Consider the following 19,790-nt stretch of genomic DNA (forward strand, 5'->3'; position numbering starts at 1 on the left):
TGGGCCCCCGCACCGGGCTGCCCCTTCGACTGGTCCGGGGCCGAGTTCCAGTTCCCGCAGCGTCGGTTCTATCCGTCCGCGACGTGGATGACGACCTTGCCGCGCCGGTGCTCCTGCTCGAGCGCCTCGTACGCGGCACGGGTCTGCGCGAGGGGAACGATCCGGTCGATCTGCGGACTCAGCCGTCCGCTCGTGATCAGCTCGCTGATGGAGTCGAGTCCGTCGCGGTCCGGCTCGACGACGAAGAACACTCCGCGTGTGGCAGGGTCCTCGGCCGCGCCGGGGTCGGGGGGCGCGACGATGCTGACAAGGACGCCGCCCGGCCGCAGAACGGCCCAGGAGCGGGTCTGGGTGGCGCCGCCCACCGTGTCGAACACGACGTCCACGTCGGCCACCTGATCGTCGAACCGGCCGGCCGCGTAGTCGATGACGTTCCGGGCGCCGAGGCCCGCGACGAACTCGGTGTCGCGGGCCGAGGCGGTCGCGGTGACCGTGGCGCCCAGCGCGGCGGCGATCTGCACGGCGAACGCGCCGACTCCTCCGGCGCCGCCGTGGACGAGCACGTGCCGGCCGGGCTCCAGGCGGGCCTGGTCGACCAGTCCCTGCCATGCCGTGAGCGCCGCCAGGGGGACGGCCGCCGCGCGCTGGTGGTCCAGCCCGTCCGGCTTGTCCGCGAGAATCCCGGCCGGTACGGCGACGTACTCGGCGGCGGCTCCGTCACGCAGGAACGGGATGAGCCCGTACACCTCGGCGCCCACGGCGGGAGCCGTGACACCGGCCCCCCGCTCGACCACGACGCCGGACACCTCGTGCGCGGGAACGATGGGCGTCCGGTCCCGCCCGGATCCGTCGAAGCTGTCGGTCCAGGTGGCGTCCCAGGCGAGTTCTCCGGTGGTGATGGAGGCGGCGCGTACCGCGACGACAACGTCGCCGGAGCCGGGCTCGGGACGCGGCGCGGTCTCGTAGACCAGTTGTTCGGGGCCTCCGCGCCGGTGCCCACGGACTGCGCGCATCGTGTCCATGAGGCGATCACTCCTGATGATGGGCGGTGCCGTGCCGGTGGCCAGGCCGTCGCGTCCAGCATCACAGGTACGGCCGCTGTCGTTCATCGCCCGTTCAAGGGATCTTTGCCCCTTCGGAGGCGCCGTTCGACGGCAGTCCGAACCCGGCTCCGCTCCCCCGCAGCCGGCGGGTTCACAGCGTGTGGCGACGCCGGCGGACTCCCGCCTCCTCTGCCAGGTGGCCTGCGCCTCCCAGGACGATCACGCGGAAAGCCGTACCGACGTACGCGGTCACGAAGCGGAAGATCCTGCGGGTGGTGCGCATGGTGGGTTGCCTTCCTGCTCGGGTCTGTGGGCTGCTGTTCTTCGAGCGCGCGTTCAGGCGTCACCAGGTGACGGCGTCGTCCATCGACTGCTGCCAGTACGTGACCTTGAGCGAGCCGTCGACGTAGACGCCCTTCGCGGGCAGCGGCGGGTGGGCGCCCGCGCCGACGCTCTCGTTGCCGGAGGGGCCGTGGAAGTAGACCGTCAGGGACTTCGCGGTGTAGCCGTTCGAGCCACTGCCGTCGCCGGCGGAGAGGCTCACGGAGGCGTACCCGGTCTCGCCCGGTCCGAGCGTGACGACTGCCTGCGGCTGCGAGTCCTCGATGACCGGAGGCACGGCCTGGGCCTCGCCGAAGCGGACGGCCGGGTAGCCGTAGAGGTAGCAGCTCTTGCCACCGGTGTTGGTCACCGTGAGCAGCATGTGGTTCACGGGACGGCTCAGCGGAGCCGCGACTGTCTTGGTGTTGGACCCCTCACAGGTGACCGGCTTGCCGGAGGAGACGGGCGCCTTCGTCGCGGAGGTGTGCGGGGCGGGCGCCGTGGTGGTGGTGGCGGCGGCGGGCTTGCCGTCCGAGGAGGAGGAATCCGAGGAGGAGTTGGAGCCGGAACCGGAGGAAGGAGCGCCGGAGGAAGAGCTCGCGGTCGGGGTGGTGGCCGTCGAGGCGCCCTCGGTGCGAGCGCCTGTTCCGTCGTTGCACGCGGTCAGGGAGAGCGCGGCGAGGGCGACGGTCGCGGCGGCGCCGGCCAGACGGGTGCGGGAAGTGCGAAGGCTGGACATGTGGCTGAGCCCTTCGGTGTTCGGGTGGGGATGGTGATTGGATGACTGAAGCTTGTGAGGTGATCCGTCCCAACCGCCACGCACAGCGGGCAGTTGGGGACACTGGAACACTGGAACGCGCTCCGACCAGGGAGAAGGCAGTACCCCTGGAACGCGGGGCTGGGACACGGGGGATGGGGGAACGGGTGTCGGAGGCAACAGGGGCCGGGGAGACGGAGGCGTTCGCACGACTGCTGCGGGGCCTCAAGGACCGCTCGGGACTCAGCTACGGGGCGCTCGCCAAGCGGCTGCACATGAGCACGTCGACGCTGCACCGTTACTGCAACGGCACCGCGGTGCCGATCGAGTACGCACCGGTGGAGCGCCTCGCCAGGGTCTGCCGGGCAACGCCGCAGGAGCTGGTGGAACTGCACCGGCACTGGATCCTGGCGGACGCGGCACGAGGGCGCAGGCCGGATCAGGTCGCGACGAAGGGTTCGGCTCAGGGCGCCGGTTCGGACGGCTCGGACGGCTCGGCGGATGCCGTCGGTTCGGCGGCCGCGCCAGAAACGGCCGAAACAGCCGGAATGGCCGGAACAGCCGACAACGGCTCAACTGCATCGCGCGGAAGGAGCGGCGGCGAGAACGGTGAGCCGATTGTCGTCGGTGCGCCGCGCGAGCTCGCGCGGCCGCATCGGCCCCGTCGAGGCCGTACCGTGCTGATCGCCTCCGTCGCGACGGCCGCCGTGCTGGGAGCCGTGGCGCTCACCGTGCCTCCGCTGTTCGGCGACCGGAACGACACGGGTCACCGGCAGGCGGCCGGTGCTGCCACCGCCGCGGCCACCGGCACGGCCGACGCCGGGAAGCCGTCCGCCGCACCGTCCCCGAGCGCGACGGGACACAAGCCCTCCGCAACGCCCTCCCCCTCCGCCACCGAGTCCGGGGGATCCGGGAAGGGCGACGGCAAGCAGCAGGGCGCGACCCACCCCAATGGCGGCAGCGCCACCGACGCCGTCCCGCTCACTGTCGGCACCCGCCCATACGTCTACGACAGCCCGTGCAGCCAGCACTTCCTCGTCGACAGCGAACCGGCGCAGGTCGGTCCGCCGGCGAGCGAGGAGACCGCCCCGCGCTGGGCCGCCGCGTACGGGGCGGTCTCCTCGGGCGAACAGCGGGTCGCCCTCACCGTTCAGGGCACTGGCAAGGACACCGTCGTACTGGAGGCGTTGCATGTACGTGTCCTCACCAAGAGGACGCCGCTCGCCTGGAACGACTACGCAATGGGCGTCGGCTGCGGTGGCGGCGTCGACACCGAGTCGTTCGACGTCGCCCTCGACGCCGGCAGTCCTGCGGTCACCGTCAAGAACGGCCAACGTGACTTCCCGTACAAGGTCAGCGAGTCGGACCCCGAGGTCTTCTACGTCACCGCCCACACCGAGGCACACGACGTCCGCTGGGACCTCACCCTGGACTGGTCCAGCGGCCGCCACCGCGGCACCGTCCACATCGACGACAACGGCACCCCGTTCCGCACCAGTGCCGACGCGCACCGCCCGGGCTACGACTACCCGCTGGGCGGCGGCGAGTGGATCAAACGGGAGAGCTAGCGTGGCGCGCGATCGGCGTCCTGAACCGTCAGCGGCCGATCCGCGTAGAGCTACGGATCAGAAGGTTGCAGGTTCGAATCCTGCCGGGTGCACAACAGACCAGAGGCCCTGTGGAGAGATCCACAGGGCCTCTGGCTCTTGCGTTGACGGCAGTGGCTGACGGCAACCGCTCCAGAGGGCTGACGCAGGGTTGACGGGAAGGCGCTCGGCGGATCACGGGATCCATCCGGTGCGGAACTGAGTATCCGTGCTCATGCGCCGCCCTACGCGCGTGGGCAGGGTGGCGAGTATGGACTTACCCGTTGACCCTCAGGCCCTCGGTGCCACCACCGGCTCCGGACCGCAGCGTCGTGTGGACCGTGGTGCCGACATCGCAGCCGGGTGCGGTCTCGTGCTCCTGGAGCTGATCGCCCTGGCGGTGATCTTCGGGCTCTGGTTCCTGTCCGGTTTCGATCTCGACCCGGAGGGGAGCGTCGCGACCGATCCCTTGTGGGGGTATCTGGTCGCTGCCGGTGGAGTCGGAGTTCTCGCCATCGTGGCGGCCGTGATAGCCGCACGGGTCGACGCCGTCGTGACGGTTGTCACCCAAGCCGTTATGGCCGTCTTGGTCTTCATGATTTTCTTGGGTGGGGGTCAGGTCCAGTCCCACCAGGATCAGTTGTGCCACGACGCGCCGTCAGCGGCTGGCTGCAAGGACAGTGGCTAGTTGTATCGATCACGAGCGTTGTTGACACTGGCGGGTCTTGATCGGATGCACAGCACGACTACAGACGTGGCAGGCACGTTGTTTCGGCGATGCATGTGCACTTGGTCTTCGCGACGAAGTACCGGCGCGGGGTGTTCGACGACGAGACGCTGACACGCTGCGAAGAGAACATGCGCAAGGTCTGCGAGGACTTCGAAGCGGAGCTGAAGGAGTTCAACGGCGAACGCGATCACGTCCACCTCCTCGTGCACTACCCGCCCAAGGCCGCCGTCTCCAAGCTGGTCAACAGCCTCAAGAGCGTCTCCGCCCGCCGGATACGGCAGGAGTTCACCGGCCAAATCAACCGCGCCATCATGCACGGGCACCTGTGGTCGCCCTCGTATTTCTCCGCATCGTGCGGGGGAGCACCCCGCGCTCGATCCCACGGCGCCCGGCTCCACGGCATGCTCGCCGGGATCGTCTTCAGCTTCGAGCAGCATCACCATCGCCCGCTCGGTGTTCGTCACGAAGGCCGGCGATCGCACGGATCCGAGAGGCAGTGGGGCGCCGGTCCGCGGGCAGGGCCGGACCTGAGGGAACCTCGGTCCGGCCTGCCCGTGGGTCCGTCGGCGGGCGTCACCCGCGAGTCGGTCGGTGCGCCGAGCGGCTCAGACCTCGTCGCGGGTCAGGGCCAGGAGGCGGTCCAGGACGCGGGGGCCGCCGGCTCGTACGCCGTCGTGTTCGAACTCGTCCGTGACCCAGGTGCGCAGGCCGCGGACGGCGCGGGCGGTCTCCAGGGAGTGGGCCGTGTCGACGTACATGTCGTCGTGGTAGACGGCCGCCGCGACCGGCACCTCGTTGGCGGCCAGGCGCGCCGGGTCGTAGAGGGGCTGCCAGTCGGTGCGGGCGGCGAGGTGTTCGGCGGTCTCGCGCAGCGGTCGCAGCGCCGGGTCGCAGTCGAACATCCAGGGGTGCACGGACTCGCCGGTGAACAGCAGGGGTGCGTCGCCGGTGAGCGTCTTCGCCGCGTCGAACTGCGGGAACTCGGCACGGACGCGTTCCGCCGACCATGCGGTGGGGCGGCCGTCCTGGCCGTAGATCGCCTCGTGGACGAGGGCGTACAGGGGGTGCCCGGCGTACGAGAGCAGGCCCTGTACCTCTTCCTGGAAGGCGTCGGACAGCTCCAGGCCCGACGGGGTGCGCACGAAGGCGCGTTCGAGGAGGAAGTGCAGCTGATGGCTGCCCTCGGCGCCGCCGAGGAGGATGCCGAGGGACTGGAAGGCCTCGACGGTGAACCGGTAGCCGTTGGGGAGGGTCACCTCGTGGTGGAGGAGGTGGTCGGCGATGCGGCGGGCGCGCTCGACGTCCTGCGGGTAGCGGGCGTAGTGGGCGACGACCTTGCGTTCGATGCGCGGGTAGGCGGCCCGGTAGACGTCCTCGGCGTGGGCGTGCAGGGAGGGCAGGCCGCCGGTGAGCATGGCCGCCGCCAGGCCTTCGGGCGCCTTGGACAGGTACGTGACCGTGCAGAAGCCGCCGAAGCTCTGGCCGAGGACGGTCCAGGGGGCGCCGCCGGTGACCTGGGGGCGGATGGCCTCGCAGTCCCGGACGATGGAGTCGGCGCGGAAGCGGGCGAGGTAGTCGGCCTGCTCGGCGGGGCCGCCGCGCAGCGGGAGCGTCTGGCGGTTGGCGGGCGTGGAGTGGCCGGTGCCGCGCTGGTCCAGGAGGAGGACGCGGTACTCCTCCAGGGCGCGGCCGAGCCAGGCCTGCCGGCCGACGAACCGGTTGGCGCCGAAGCCGGGGCCGCCCTGGAGGTAGACCAGCCACGGCAGGTCCTGACGTGCCCGGTCGCTCGCGACGACTTCCCGACCGTAGAGCTGGATCGTTTCTGCGGCCGGGTCGTCGTGATCGAGGGGGACGGTGAAGTGACGGTCGGTGAGGACGACACCGGGCTGGCGGTAACTGACGGTCAACAGGGCTCCCCATACGGACGGACTGGGCCGTCCCAGTTCAGCACACCCGGGGCGGCGCGGCCCGACCGGGGATCATGAACAGCAACTGAACCGTGGCTCAGCGCCCGGGAAGGCTGGAGCGCCGGACGACCAGCTCGGGCTGGAGCACCACCCGTCGGTGTTCGTGGGCCTTGCGACCGGACTCCGCCTCCGCCTCCGTCTCCTCCAGGAGCAGCTCGGCGGCGAGCGCGCCCAGGGTGACGGCGGGCTGCCGTACGGAGGTGAGCGGGACGGCCGCGGCGGCCGCGAACTCGATGTCGTCGTAGCCGACGATCGCGAGGTCGTCGGGGACGCCGACCCCGGCCGCGTACATGGCCTGCAGGACACCGAGGGCGAGCAGGTCGTTGGCGCAGAAGACGGCGGTCGGCCGGTCGGCGAGACCGAGCAGCCGGGCGCCCGCGTCCCGGCCCGCCGCGACGTCGAGCCGTTCGGTGGGCAGCTCGCGCAGCGCCTCGGGGCCCAGTCCCGCCTCGGCGAGCGCGTTCAGGGCGCCGGTCCTGCGGTCGCGGACCTGGTTGAGGCCCGGCGGCCCGCAGACGTAGGCGATGCTGCGGTGCCCGGCGTCGACGAGATGGCGCACGGCCAGCGCGCCGCCCGCCACGTCGTCGACGGAGACCGAGCACTCGGTGGTGCCCTCCGCCACCCGGTCGACCAGGACGAACGGGATGCCGTGCCGGCGGAAGGAGTCGATGTTGCGTCCGGTGGCGTCGGCGGGGGTGAGCAGCACGCCCCGCACCCGCTGCTCGGCGAAGAGCGAGAGGTACTCGGCCTCCTCGCTCGGGTTCTGCGCGCTGTTGCAGACCATCACGCCGAGCCCGGCCTCGCGCGCGGCCCGCTCGGCACCGCGCGCGACGTCCACGAAGAAGGGGTTGCCCATGTCGAGGACGAGCAGCCCCATGATCCGGCTGCGGCCCGCGCGCAGCTGACGCGCGGACTCGCTGCGGACGTAGCCCAGCCGGTCGATCGCGGACAGCACCCGGGCCCGGGTCTCGCCGGCGACCGTGTCCGGGCGGTTGATGACGTTCGAGACCGTGCCTACGGAGACTCCGGCGGCACGGGCGACGTCCTTGATACCCACCGACTGGGCCATCGGGCGGGGACCTCCAGAAGAACAAGGGGCGGCGGGAATGCTTCACATTACCGCCAGGCCCCGGGCGAGCAGGGGTGATCAGGCGGGCAGGGCGAAGTCGGCGACACGCAGTGCCGACGGGGTCGTACCGGTGGACTTCTCCTGGTACATGAACGACAGCACGTTGTCCGCCTTGACACGCCATTCGTCGATCACGACTTCGCCGAAGGCGTTCAGCCCGGCGGCGTCGTACAGCAGGGTCCAGTCGGTGTACCCGGAGGACTTCGAAGCGCCGGTGATCCGGCCGTAGGGCAGGACGGCGTAGGCGTTGTCGTACTTGTCCAGGACCAGTTTGGTGCGCTGGCTGGAGTTCGGGGCGACGGGGATCTCGGTCTTCTGCCAGCCGCCGGAGGAGTTCTTGCGCAGGTGGAAGGCGCGGCCGTTGGCCGTGCGGTCGGCGACGTAGTTCGTGGTGCACTGGCCGAAGCGGCCGGGTACGTAGCTGATGATCGCGTGCGGCAGCCCGGCGGAGTCGGTGGCCTGGCTCTCCTGGTTCATCAGGGAGTGGTCGGGGTTGAGCGCGTCGACGACCAGGCCGCTGTCGGTGACCGCCACCGGGTCGGAGCCGCCGGTGGTGGCGACGAGCGTGCCTGCGTCGTTGCGCCAGGTGCGGCCGCGGTCGGTGGAGTACACGTAGCCGGTGTCGTGGTTGGTGATGCCGCCGCCGTTGCACATCACGGCGCTGTTCTGTTCGCGCCAGGTGAAGAAGGCGTGCAGTCGGCCGCCGGCGTCGTAGTCGATGCCGTGCAGGTACATGTTGCGGGCGGTGCTGGAGCCGTGCTCGCTGGTGTAGGTGCCGGTGGCGGAGGTCCACTCCCCCAGTGCCTTCCAGGCCGAACCGTCGTACTCCGCGAGGGCGTTGCGGCCGTTGCCGGAGACGCCGACGCGGTAGCTGAGCTGGAGCCTGCCCTCGGGGGTGGCGACGAACTGCGGGTAGGTGAACTGCGAGGTGGGCGCGAGCCCGTCGAGGGTGGTCTGGACGGAGCCGAGGACCGCCGCGGTCCAGGCGGTGCTCGCCGGGTTGTCGAGGAGGCCCGCGACCGACTTCACGTAGAAGAAGCCGTCGCTGTGCGAGTCCATGTTCAGGTGCAGCCGGCCGTCCGTCCTGGAGACGCCCAGACAGATCACGTTGTGCGAGTCGTCGCTCTTGAGCTGGTGGGAGAGGGTGATCGTGGACCAGCCGGTGGCGCCCAGGGCCCGGCGGGCGACGACCGCGTTGCGGGTGGCGGTGTACCAGGCCGCGTACTGGTAGCCCTTGTACGTCAGCAGGCCGTTCTTCTGGAAGGCGTTGTTGTTGACGAGACCGTCGTAGGAGACGAAGTAGATCGCCCGTGCGTCGAGCAGGGTCGTGCCCGACGCGGTGACCGAGGGGCCGGGGCCGGCCGCCCGGGCCGTGCCGGGGACGGCCACCGCGGCGGCCAGGGCACTCGCGAGAACCGTGCGTCTTCTCATGGGGGCTCCAGTCATGGGGTTTCCAGTCGTGGTTCCGGTCGTGGTTCCGGTCGTGGGGGGGCTCCGGTCCTGGCGGGGGCTCGGGCCCTGGGAGGACCGCTCGAACCCCCTGAGGGCTCGAACCCGGTGCGGGTTCGAGCCCTGGGGCTCCAGGTCAGGAGAGGTGGAAGACTTCCGTGAGGGGTTTCATCGCCTCGTCGGGTCTGGCGCCGTCCAGCGACTCGAAGAACGGCGCCATCTCCGCCTGCCAGCGGGCGTTGACGTCGGTGGCCTCCATGCCTGCCTGGGCGGCCGCGAAGTCCTCGGTCTCCAGGTAGCCGACGAGCAGGCCGTCCTCGCGCAGGAACAGCGAGTAGTTGTGCCAGCCGGTGGCGGAGAGCGCGTCGAGCATCTCCGGCCACACGGCGGCGTGCCGCTCGCGGTACTCGTCGAGGCGCTCCGCCCGGACCTTCAGCAGGAAGCACACGCGTTGCATCAACACCCCTTGGTGAATCAGAAGTTGAACTGGTCGATGTTCTTGGCGTCGAACACGGTCGGCTTGCCGAGGCTGATCACGCCGTCCTTGCCGATCGTGTACGAACCCATGGAGCCGGCCGTGAAGGTCTCGCCCTCCTTGCCGGTGATCTGTCCCGAGGACAGCGCGACCGCGGTACGGGCGGCGAGCTCGCCGAGCTTGGCCGGGTCCCACAGCTCGAAGCCGTCGACGGTGCCGTTCTTGACGTACTTGCGCATGTCGTTCGGCGTGCCCAGACCGGTGAGCTTGACCTTGCCCTTGTACTTCGAGCCGGACAGGTACTGCGCGGCCGCCTTGATGCCGACCGTGGTCGGGGAGATGATCCCCTTCAGGTCCGGGTACTCCTGGAGCAGGCCCTGGGTCTGCTGGAAGGACTGCTGGGCCTCGTCGTTGCCGTAGGCGACCTTGACCAGCTTCATGTCCTTGTACTTCGGGTCCTTCAGCTCCTCCTTCATGTAGTCGATCCAGGTGTTCTGGTTCGTCGCGGTCTGCGCCGCCGACAGGATCGCGATCTCGCCCTTGTAGCCGATCTGCTCGGCCAGCAGCTGCACCTCGGTACGGCCCAGGTCCTCGGCACCGGCCTGCGAGACGAACGCGTTGCGGCAGTCCGCCTTGGTGTCGGAGTCGTACGTGACGACCTTGATGCCGCCCTTCATCGCCTGCTTCAGCGCCGTGCACAGCGCGCCCGGGTCCTGCGCCGACACCGCGATCGCGTCCACCTGCTGCTGGGTGAGCGTGTTGACGTAGGAGACCTGGCCGGCCGTGTCGGTGGCGCTGGAGGTGCCGACCTCCTTGTAGCTGGAACCCAGCTCCTTCAGCGCCGCCTCGCCGCCCTTGTCGGACGTGGTGAAGTACGGGTTGTTGACCGCCTTGGGCAGGAAGCCCACGGTCAGGCCCTTCTTCGTGGCGGCGTTCGGGTCGGCCGTACCGCCCGCGACGGCCGAACCGCTGTCGGCGGCGACGTCCTTCTTGGTGGTGCCACCGCACGCGGTGACGGCCAGGGCGAGAGAGGTGACGGCGGCCAGGGCCGCACAGGCACGACGGAGCGACGACTTGCGCATGGGCGTGTTCCTTTACGAGGGTGGGCGAAGCGGGATGCCGGGCTGAGGTGGAGCGGGAGTTACGACGTCGGGGTCGAGGCGGCCCTGCGGCCCGCCCGTGCCACGGAGATCTGCCGCGCGACCCGGGGGCCGAGCACGGAGACGACGAGCAGGACGCCGGTGACGACGATCTGCGACTGGGCCGAGACGTTCACCAGGCTCATCACGTTCTGGAGCGCGCCGAGCAGGAAGACGCCCGCGATCGCGCCGCCGAGCGTGCCCTTGCCGCCGTCGAAGTCGATACCGCCGAGCAGTACGGCGGCCACGACGGACAGTTCGAGGCCGGTGGCGTTGTCGTAGCGGGCGCTGGCGTAGTGCAGTGCCCAGAAGATGCCGGTGAGGGACGCCATCAGGCCGGTCATCGTGAAGAGGATCAGCTTCTGGCGCCGGACGCGGATGCCGGCGAACCGGGCCGCCTCCTCGCTGGCGCCGATGGCGTAGAGCGAGCGGCCGAACGGGGTGGCGTGCAGCGCCACCACGGCGATCGCGAGCAGGACCAGGAAGGGCAGGAAGGCCTGCGGGAGGAAGCTGTCCCCGAGCCGTCCGGCCGCGAAGTCCAGGTACTGGGTGGGAAAGTCGGTCACCGCGTCGGAGCCGAGCACGATCTGCGCGATGCCTCGGTAGGCGGCGAGGGTACCGATGGTGACGGCGAGGGAGGGCAGTCCGAGCCGGGTCACCAGCAGACCGTTGATCAGCCCGCAGACCACGCCGAGCAGCAGGCACAGCGGGATGATCGTCTCGATCGTCATGCCCTGGTTCCACAGGGCGCCCATCACGGCGCCGGACAGGCCTGCCGTGGACGCCACCGAGAGGTCGATCTCGCCGGCCACCACGAGCAGCGTCATGGGCAGCGCGACCATGGCGATCGGCAGGGTGTTGCCGATCAGGAACGACAGGTTGAGGGCGTTGCCGAACCCGTCGACGAAGCCGAAGGAGAACAGCAGGACGACGATGAGCAGGGCGCCGACGACCGTGTCCCAGCGGACGGCGCGCACGAGAGCGGAGTCAGCCATGGCGGGCGTTCCTCTTCTTCAGGGCCTGGGCCACGCGCAGCGCGACGATCCGGTCGACCGCGATGGCGAGGAGGAGCAGGATGCCGTTGATCGCGAGCACCCAGACGGAGCTGACGCCGAGGGCGGGCAGCACGCTGTTGATCGAGGTGAGCAGCAGGGCGCCGAGGGCTGCGCCGTAGACGCTGCCGGAGCCGCCGGTGAAGACCACGCCGCCGACCACGACCGCGCTGACGACGGTGAGTTCGTAGCCGTTGCCGGTGCCGGAGTCGACGTTGCCGAACCGGGCCAGGTACAGGGCGCCCGCGAGGCCGGCCAGGGCGCCGCAGAAGGTGTACGCGGCCAGGATCCGCTTGCGGACCGGGATGCCGGCGAGCCGGGCGGCCTCGGGGTTGGAGCCGAGCGCGTACATCTCGCGGCCGCTGCCGTAGTGCTTGAGGCAGTAGGCGGTGCCCACCAGTACGGCCAGCGCGATCAGGGCGAGCCAGGGCACCGCGGAGATGCCTCCGGCGCCGAAGTCGACGAATCCGCCGGGCAGGTCGGCCGCGGTGATCTGCCGGGAGCCGACCCAGATGGAGTCGATGCCGCGGATGATGTACAGCGTGCCGAGGGTGACCACGAGCGCGGGCACCTGGCCGAGGCTGACCAGCAGTCCGTTGAGCAGTCCGAAGCCGATGCCGAGCAGGATCGCCAGGACGACCGCCACGACCGGGTTTCCGCCGCCCTGGAGGTAGACGCCGGCGGCGAAGGCGCTGATGCCGAGGGTCGAGCCGACCGACAGGTCGACGTTGCGGGTGATGACCACCAGGGACTGTCCGGTGGCGACCAGGACCAGGATGGTCGCGTTCAGCAGCAGGTCCTTGATGCCCTGCTCGGAGAGGAACTCGCTGTTGCCCATCTGGGTGACGGCGATCATCACCAGGAAGACGACCAGGATGGCGAGTTCGCGCATCTTGAAGACGCGGTCGACCAGTCGGGTGCCACTGGACCCGGACACTTCGTCGGCCGGGGTGGGGCTGGGTGCGGTCACCGTCATGCGGCGGCCCTCCCGGTGGCTGCGGCCATCACGGATTCCTCGGTGGCTTCGGAGCGGGGGATCTCGGCCGTGAGCCGGCCTTCGTGCATGACCAGCACGCGGTCGGCCATGCCGAGGATCTCGGGCAGGTCGGAGGAGATCATCAGGACGGCGACCCCGTCGGCGGCGAGCTGCGACAGCAGCCGGTGGACCTCGGCCTTGGTGCCGACGTCGATGCCGCGGGTGGGCTCGTCGACGATGAGCACCTTGGGGCCGGTGGCCAGCCACTTGGCCAGGACGACCTTCTGCTGGTTGCCGCCGGACAGGGTGGCGACGGCGTCGGCGATCCGGGCGTACTTGACCTGGAGCTTCACGGCCCAGTCGAGGGAGCGGCTGCGCTCGGCGCCCCGGTCCACGAGACCGGCCTTCACGCTCGTACGCAGTCCGGTCAGGCCGATGTTCCGCTCGATGGACATGTCCATCACCAGGCCCTGGGCGCGCCGGTCCTCGGGGACCAGGGCGATCCCGGCGGACATCGCGGCGGACGGGGAGCCGCCCGCGAGCGCGCGCCCGCCGACCTCGACCTCGCCCGCGTCCCGGCGGTCGATGCCGAAGACGGCCCGCGCGACCTCCGTGCGGCCGGCTCCGACCAGTCCGGCCAGCCCGACGATCTCGCCGCTGCGCACCTCGAAGGAGACGTCGGTGAAGACGCCCTCGCGGGTCAGGCGGCGCACGTCGAGGACGACCTCGCCGGGCGTCACGTCCTGCTTGGGGTAGAGCTCCTCGAGGTCGCGGCCGACCATGCGCCGGACGAGGTCGTCCTCGGTCATGCCCTCCAGCGGCTCGCTGGAGATCAGGGCGCCGTCGCGCAGGGTGGTCACCCGTCGGCAGATCGCGAAGATCTCCTCCAGGCGGTGGGAGATGAACAGGACGGCGGCGCCCTGGTCGCGCAGGGTGCGTACGACGCCGAAGAGGCGCGCGACCTCGCTGCCGGTGAGGGCGGCGGTCGGCTCGTCCATGATCAGGACCCGCGCGTCGAAGGAGAGCGCTTTGGCGATCTCGACGATCTGCTGGTCGGCGATGGACAGGCCGCTGGCCGGGCGGTCGGGGTCGAGGTCGACGCCCAGGCGCCGCATCAGGGCGGCGGTCGCCTCGTGGGTGGCCTTGTGGTCGATGCGGCCGAGGGCGCGCCGGGGCTGGCGGCCCATGAAGATGTTCTCGGCGATCGAGAGGTCGGGAAAGAGCGTGGGCTCCTGGTAGATCACGGCGATGCCGGCGTCACGCGCGTCGCCGGGGCCGTGGAAGACGACGGGCGCACCGTCGAGCAGTACCTGGCCGGCGTCCGGTCGGTGCACCCCGGCGAGCGTCTTGATGAGGGTCGACTTGCCCGCGCCGTTCTCGCCGGCGAGGGCGTGGACCTCGCCGGGGAACAGCGTCAGGGAGACGTCCCGCAGGGCACGGACGGCGCCGAAGGACTTGGTGATGTCCTTCAGCGCCAGCACCGGGGCCGGACCCGTGTCGGACGGGTTGGTCATTGGGGGCTCCTCGACGACGCCGGCGGGCTGCCCCTCAGCGTCGTGAAAGGTTTCAACTGGATTGCCGGGACGTTAGACAGATCCGGCATGTGACGTCAATGGGTCCGTGTCGAAAAAGTTTCGACAGCGCAAGGTCTCGTTCTTGTTACGGAGGGACACCCTCGCCGCAGGGGTTGACACCCGTCCGGAGGGCTCATAACTTCCCGTTCTGAAACGTTTCATTGAATCGTTCGCCCCCAACGACGTCCCAGGAGCCCTGAAGTGACCGATCTCGCCGCGGTGAAGGCCGCCCTCAAGACCCAGGCCGTCGAGACTCCGTCGTGGGCGTACGGCAACTCGGGGACCCGCTTCAAGGTGTTCGCCCAGCCCGGTGTGCCCCGCGATCCCCGGGAGAAGCTGGACGACGCGGCCCAGGTGCACGCCCACACGGGCGTCGCCCCGACCGTCTCGCTGCACATCCCCTGGGACAAGGTCGGCGACTACGCCGCCCTCGCCAAGCACGCCGAGGACCGCGGGGTGCGGCTGGGCGCGATCAACTCCAACACGTTCCAGGACGACGACTACAAGCTGGGCAGCATCTGCCATCCGGACGCGGCGGTGCGCCGAAAGGCTGTCGATCACTTGCTGGAGTGTGTCGACATCATGGACGCCACCGGGTCGCGCGACCTGAAGCTGTGGTTCGCCGACGGCACGAACTACCCCGGCCAGGACGACATCCGCGGCCGCCAGGACCGGCTGGCCGAGGGGCTCGCCGAGGTGTACGCGCGGCTGGGCGAGGAGCAGCGGATGCTGCTGGAGTACAAGTTCTTCGAGCCCGCCTTCTACACCACCGACGTCCCGGACTGGGGCACCGCGTACGCCCACTGCCTCAAGCTCGGCCCGAAGGCGCAGGTCGTGGTGGACACCGGGCACCACGCGCCGGGCACCAACATCGAGTTCATCGTGGCCACGCTGCTGCGCGAGGGCAAGCTCGGCGGGTTCGACTTCAACTCGCGCTTCTACGCGGACGACGACCTGATGGTCGGCGCCGCCGACCCCTTCCAGCTCTTCCGGATCATGTACGAGGTCATCCGCGGCGGCGGCTTCGTGTCCGACGTGGCCTTCATGCTCGACCAGTGCCACAACATCGAGGCGAAGGTCCCGGCGATCATCCGCTCGGTGATGAACGTGCAGGAGGCGACCGCGAAGGCGCTGCTGGTCGACGGGGAGGCACTGGCCGCGGCGCAGCGCTCCGGCGATGTGCTGGAGGCGAACGCGGTGCTGATGGACGCGTACAATACGGACGTACGTCCGCTGCTGCGCGAGGTGCGCGAGGAGCTCGGGATCGACCCCGACCCGATCGCGGCGTACCGCCGGTCCGGCTGGGCCGAGCGGATCGTCGCGGAGCGGGTGGGCGGGGAGCAGGCGGGGTGGGGCGCGTAAGTCCCTCCCGGGGGCGGGCCGGCTGATGGTGGGCGGGGCCGCGGGGTCGGTTCCCTGGCCCCTCAGCCCCGTAAGGGGCGCGGGGAACTGCGCGACCAGCCCCCACCGGACCGCAGCCGCGGGCTCCGCGTGGTGCCCCCGCGCGGGTGCGTCGTGGCTTGTCGCGCGGTTCCCCGCGCCCCTGAGTGGGCTGCCGGAAGGCCTCCCGACCGGGGGCCGCACCCGGCCGAAAGCGCCCCTGGGTGGGCCGCCGGAAGGCCTCCCGACCGGGGGCCGCACCCGGCCGAAAGCGCCCCTGGGTGGGCCGCCGGAAGGCCTCCCGACCGGGGGCCGCACCCGGCCTGGAAAGCCCCTGGCCCGCCCGGAGGGCCCCGCGCGGGTGCGTCGTGGCTTGTCGCGCAGTTCCCCGCGCCCCTGGGTGGGCCGCCGGAAGGCCTCCCGACCAGGGGCCGCACCCGGCCTGGAAAGCCCCTGGCCCGCCCGGAGGGCCCCACGCCCCTTGTGGGGCCCGACAGAAGGATTCCCGATCAGGGAGCCGCCCCGGCCGGAAGGCCACCTCGTTCGCCCGGTAGAGCCCGTTACCAACGTGACCTAAGGAATCCGCATGTCCACTCATCCCGAAGCCGCCGCCCTGCTCGCACGGTCCCATCGGCTCGGCGCCGATCCCCGCAACACCAACTACGCGGGCGGCAACACCTCCGCGAAGGGTTCCGACACCGACCCGGTCACCGGTGGTGACATCGAGCTGATGTGGGTCAAGGGCTCGGGCGGCGACCTCGGCACGCTCACCGAGGACGGTCTCGCCGTCCTGCGGCTGGACCGGCTGCGGGCCCTCGCCGGCGTCTACCCGGGCGTCGAGCGCGAGGACGAGATGGTGGCCGCGTTCGACTACTGCCTGCACGGCAAGGGCGGTGCGGCCCCCTCCATCGACACCGCGATGCACGGGCTCGTCGACGCCGCCCACGTGGACCATCTGCACCCCGACTCGGGAATCGCGCTGGCCTGCGCCGCGGACGGCGAGAAGCTGACCGCCGAGTGCTTCGGCGACACGGTGGTGTGGGTGCCCTGGCGGCGGCCCGGCTTCCAGCTCGGCCTGGACATCGCCGCGGTCAAGGCGGCCAACCCGCAGGCGATCGGCTGTGTCCTCGGCGGACACGGCGTCACCGCCTGGGGCGACACCTCCGAGGAGTGCGAGCGCAACTCGCTGCACATCATCCGCACCGCCGAGGCGTTCCTGACCGAGCGGGGCAGGCCGAAGCCCTTCGGAGCGGTGGTCGAGGGCTACGAGGCGCTGCCCGAGGGCGAGCGCCGGGAGCGGGCCGTGGCGCTGGCGCCGTACGTCCGTGCCGTCGCCTCGAAGGACCGGCCGCAGGTCGGGCACTTCGACGACTCCGACACCGTGCTCGACTTCCTCGCGCGCGCCGAGCACCCGCGGCTCGCCGCCCTGGGCACCTCCTGCCCCGACCACTTCCTGCGCACCAAGGTCCGCCCGCTGGTCCTGGACCTGCCGCCGGGCGCCCCGCTGGACGAGGCCGTGGCGCGGCTCAAGGAGCTGCACGCCGAGTACCGCGAGGAGTACGCGGGCTACTACCGGCGCCACGCCGAGCCCGACTCCCCCGCGATGCGCGGCGCCGACCCGGCGATCGTGCTGATCCCCGGTGTCGGCATGTTCTCCTTCGGCAAGGACAAGCAGACCGCGCGCGTCGCCGGCGAGTTCTACCTCAACGCGATCAACGTGATGCGCGGCGCCGAGGCGGTGTCGACGTACGCGCCGATCGAGGAGTCGGAGAAGTTCCGCATCGAGTACTGGGCGCTGGAGGAGGCCAAGCTCCAGCGGATGCCGAAGCCCAAGCCGCTCGCCACCCGGGTGGCCCTGGTCACCGGCGCGGGCAGCGGCATCGGCAAGGCGATCGCGCACCGGCTGGTCGCCGCGGGCGCCTGCGTCGTCGTCGCCGACCTGAACGCGGAGAACGCGGCCGCGGTCGCCGAGGAGCTCGGCGGCCCGGACAAGGCCGTGGCGGTGACCGTCGACGTCACCTCCGAGGAGCAGATCGCGGACGCGGTCAAGGCGGCCCTGCTGGCCTTCGGCGGGATCGACCTGGTGGTCAACAACGCCGGGATCTCGCTGTCCAAGCCGCTGCTGGAGACCACCGCGAAGGACTGGGACCTCCAGCACGACATCATGGCCCGCGGCTCCTTCCTGGTCTCGCGCGAGACGGCCCGGGTGATGATCGCCCAGGAGCTGGGCGGCGACGTCGTCTACATCGCGTCCAAGAACGCCGTCTTCGCCGGTCCGAACAACATCGCCTACTCCGCGACCAAGGCCGACCAGGCCCACCAGGTGCGGCTGCTCGCCGCCGAGCTGGGCGAGCACGGCATCCGCGTCAACGGCGTCAACCCGGACGGGGTCGTGCGCGGCTCCGGGATCTTCGCGGCCGGCTGGGGTGCCCAGCGGGCGGCCGTGTACGGGGTGGAGGAGGAGAAGCTGGGCGAGTTCTACGCCCAGCGGACCCTCCTCAAGCGTGAGGTGCTCCCCGAGCACGTCGCCAACGCCGTGTTCGCCCTCACCGGCGGCGACCTGACCCACACCACCGGACTGCACGTCCCCGTCGACGCGGGTGTGGCGGCCGCGTTCCTGCGATGAGCGCCGTCGACACGCCGTCCACCGTGCGGTCGTACGCCGCGGTCGACCTCGGCGCGTCCAGTGGGCGCGTCATGGTCGGCCGGGTGGAACCTGACTTCCTGGAGCTGTCCGAGGCGCACCGCTTCCCCAACCGGCCGGTCCGGGTGCCCGAGGGGCTGCGCTGGGACGTCCTCGGGCTGTACGCGGGAGTGCTGGAGGGGCTGCGGGCGGCCGGGGCCGGTCACGGCGGCCGGCTGGACTCCGTCGGCATCGACAGCTGGGCGGTGGACTACGGACTGCTGGACGCGGACGGCGCCCTGCTCGGCAACCCCGTGCACTACCGCGACGCCCGCACCGAGGGCGTCGCGGAGAAGGTCTGGGCGACCGTCCCGGCCGCCGAGCTGTACGCGCACACCGGGCTCCAGTACGCCCCCTTCAACACCCTGTACCAGCTCACGGCGGCCCAGGGTTCGGCACAACTCGCGCACGCCAAGCGCCTGTTGCTCGTCCCGGACCTGCTGGCGTACTGGCTGACCGGCGAGCAGGGCACCGAGCTGACCAACGCCTCGACGACCCAGCTGATCGATCCCCGGACGCGCGAGTGGTCGTACGACGTCGCCGCCCGGCTGGGTGTCGACCTCGGCCTGTTCGCGCCGCTGCGCCGGCCCGGCGACCCGGCGGGCCTGCTGCGGCCCGAGGTGCTGGAGGAGACCGGGCTGAGCGGTCCCGTGCCGGTCACGGCGGTCGGCTCGCACGACACGGCGTCCGCGGTGGCCGCGGTGCCCGCAGTGCCCGCGACAGGCGCGCGGTTCGCGTACATCTGCACCGGCACCTGGTCGCTGGCCGGTCTCGAACTGGCCGCGCCCGTGCTGACCGAGGAGAGCCGGGCCGCCAACTTCACCAACGAGCTGGGGCTGGACGGCACGGTCCGCTATCTGCGCAACATCATGGGGCTGTGGCTGCTCCAGGAGTGCGTACGGGCCTGGGGCGACCCCGATCTGGGCGAGCTGCTGCGCGAGGCGGCCGGGGCGGCGCCGCTGCGCTCGGTGGTGGACGCGGGCGACGCGGCCTTCCTGGCGCCCGGCCGGATGCCGGAGCGGATCGCCGAGGCCTGCCGGGCCGCGGGCGAACCCGTGCCCCGCGACCGGGCCGAGACCACCCGTTGCATCCTCGACTCGCTCGCCCTGGCCCACCGCCGGGCCGTCGAGGACGCCCAGCGGCTGGCGGACCATCCGGTCGACGTCGTGCACATCGTCGGCGGCGGCACCCGCAACTCCCTGTTGTGCCAGCTGACCGCCGACGCCTGCGGGCTGCCCGTGGTGGCCGGCCCGACGGAGGCGGCCGCGCTCGGCAACGTCCTGGTGCAGGCCCGGGCCCACGGGGTGGTCGGCGACCTCGCCGACATGCGCGGCCTGCTGGCCCGTACCCAGCCGCTGACCCGCTACGGACCGCGCGGCGACACCGCCGCGTGGCGCGCGGCACAGGACCGGCTCACCGCGCGCTGAGCCGGGCCTTCCCCGGCCCCCGCGCTTCCCCGTCCCGTCCGCGCCTCCCCACTACGCTCACGCGTGGGGGGAGGCGCGCAATTCCCATCCGATGATCCATGC

Annotated in this window: 16 protein-coding genes and 1 pseudogene; 6 read left to right on the plus strand and 11 right to left on the minus strand. The window is 71.2% G+C overall.

Annotated features, from left to right (window positions below; genetic code table 11):
• Positions 1-68: 68 nt before the first annotated feature.
• From ACWC24_RS38155 to ACWC24_RS38165, 3 genes are all read right to left on the minus strand, one after another.
• A complete protein-coding gene (locus ACWC24_RS38155) occupies positions 69-1,022 on the minus strand; it encodes an NADP-dependent oxidoreductase (protein WP_450667509.1) in 954 nt (317 codons plus the stop codon).
• Between the two features lie 172 nt (positions 1,023-1,194).
• Complete coding sequence (locus ACWC24_RS38160; RefSeq protein WP_450667510.1) at positions 1,195-1,326, minus strand: hypothetical protein; 132 nt, start codon at positions 1,324-1,326, stop codon at positions 1,195-1,197.
• Positions 1,327-1,386: 60 nt separating this feature from the next.
• A complete protein-coding gene (locus ACWC24_RS38165) occupies positions 1,387-2,103 on the minus strand; it encodes a DUF4232 domain-containing protein (RefSeq protein ID WP_450667511.1) in 717 nt (238 codons plus the stop codon).
• Between the two features lie 185 nt (positions 2,104-2,288).
• Here ACWC24_RS38165 and ACWC24_RS38170 point away from each other — a divergent pair, with 185 nt between their 5' ends.
• The 3 genes and pseudogenes from ACWC24_RS38170 to tnpA form a co-directional block, all read left to right on the plus strand.
• Positions 2,289-3,689 (plus strand): helix-turn-helix domain-containing protein, encoded by a 1,401-nt coding sequence (locus tag ACWC24_RS38170; RefSeq protein WP_450667512.1) that lies wholly within the window; start codon positions 2,289-2,291, stop codon positions 3,687-3,689.
• A 289-nt stretch (positions 3,690-3,978) separates the two neighbouring features.
• Positions 3,979-4,395, plus strand: coding sequence for a DUF6234 family protein (locus ACWC24_RS38175; protein ID WP_450667513.1), 417 nt, complete (start codon positions 3,979-3,981; stop codon positions 4,393-4,395).
• A gap of 89 nt (positions 4,396-4,484) precedes the next feature.
• Positions 4,485-4,805: pseudogene (gene tnpA, locus ACWC24_RS38180) on the plus strand (IS200/IS605 family transposase); the annotation flags it as partial.
• A 237-nt stretch (positions 4,806-5,042) separates the two neighbouring features.
• On the opposite strand, the gene ACWC24_RS38185 reads toward tnpA, so the two are convergent.
• The 8 genes from ACWC24_RS38185 to ACWC24_RS38220 all read right to left on the minus strand — a co-directional run bounded on the left by ACWC24_RS38185 (position 5,043) and on the right by ACWC24_RS38220 (position 14,138).
• Positions 5,043-6,344 (minus strand): alpha/beta fold hydrolase, encoded by a 1,302-nt coding sequence (locus ACWC24_RS38185; protein WP_450667514.1) that lies wholly within the window; start codon positions 6,342-6,344, stop codon positions 5,043-5,045.
• A 97-nt stretch (positions 6,345-6,441) separates the two neighbouring features.
• A complete protein-coding gene (locus tag ACWC24_RS38190; RefSeq protein ID WP_450667515.1) occupies positions 6,442-7,473 on the minus strand; it encodes a LacI family DNA-binding transcriptional regulator in 1,032 nt (343 codons plus the stop codon).
• Positions 7,474-7,551: 78 nt separating this feature from the next.
• On the minus strand, positions 7,552-8,964 hold the full coding sequence (locus ACWC24_RS38195) for a BNR repeat-containing protein (RefSeq protein WP_450667516.1): 1,413 nt from the start codon (positions 8,962-8,964) through the stop codon (positions 7,552-7,554).
• Positions 8,965-9,118: 154 nt separating this feature from the next.
• Positions 9,119-9,439, minus strand: coding sequence for an L-rhamnose mutarotase (locus ACWC24_RS38200; protein WP_152893892.1), 321 nt, complete (start codon positions 9,437-9,439; stop codon positions 9,119-9,121).
• Positions 9,440-9,456: 17 nt separating this feature from the next.
• The gene (rhaS, locus tag ACWC24_RS38205; RefSeq protein WP_450667517.1) at positions 9,457-10,539 is read right to left on the minus strand and encodes a rhamnose ABC transporter substrate-binding protein; all 1,083 of its coding nucleotides are present in this window, start codon (positions 10,537-10,539) and stop codon (positions 9,457-9,459) included.
• A 59-nt stretch (positions 10,540-10,598) separates the two neighbouring features.
• The gene (locus ACWC24_RS38210; protein ID WP_450667518.1) at positions 10,599-11,591 is read right to left on the minus strand and encodes an ABC transporter permease; all 993 of its coding nucleotides are present in this window, start codon (positions 11,589-11,591) and stop codon (positions 10,599-10,601) included.
• Complete coding sequence (locus tag ACWC24_RS38215; RefSeq protein WP_450667519.1) at positions 11,584-12,624, minus strand: ABC transporter permease; 1,041 nt, start codon at positions 12,622-12,624, stop codon at positions 11,584-11,586. Before ACWC24_RS38215 ends, ACWC24_RS38210 begins: the two co-directional genes overlap by 8 nt.
• On the minus strand, positions 12,621-14,138 hold the full coding sequence (locus ACWC24_RS38220) for a sugar ABC transporter ATP-binding protein (protein ID WP_450667520.1): 1,518 nt from the start codon (positions 14,136-14,138) through the stop codon (positions 12,621-12,623). Before ACWC24_RS38220 ends, ACWC24_RS38215 begins: the two co-directional genes overlap by 4 nt.
• 261 nt (positions 14,139-14,399) lie before the next feature.
• Here ACWC24_RS38220 and rhaI point away from each other — a divergent pair, with 261 nt between their 5' ends.
• The 3 genes from rhaI to ACWC24_RS38235 all read left to right on the plus strand — a co-directional run bounded on the left by rhaI (position 14,400) and on the right by ACWC24_RS38235 (position 19,688).
• A complete protein-coding gene (gene rhaI, locus ACWC24_RS38225) occupies positions 14,400-15,560 on the plus strand; it encodes an L-rhamnose isomerase (protein ID WP_450667521.1) in 1,161 nt (386 codons plus the stop codon).
• 604 nt (positions 15,561-16,164) lie between these two features.
• Positions 16,165-18,204, plus strand: a complete 2,040-nt coding sequence (locus ACWC24_RS38230) for a bifunctional aldolase/short-chain dehydrogenase (RefSeq protein ID WP_450667522.1) — start codon at positions 16,165-16,167, stop codon at positions 18,202-18,204.
• A gap of 23 nt (positions 18,205-18,227) precedes the next feature.
• A complete protein-coding gene (locus tag ACWC24_RS38235; RefSeq protein ID WP_450667532.1) occupies positions 18,228-19,688 on the plus strand; it encodes a rhamnulokinase in 1,461 nt (486 codons plus the stop codon).
• Positions 19,689-19,790 lie beyond the last annotated feature (102 nt).

This window comes from Streptomyces sp. NPDC001443 (genome assembly GCF_053597355.1).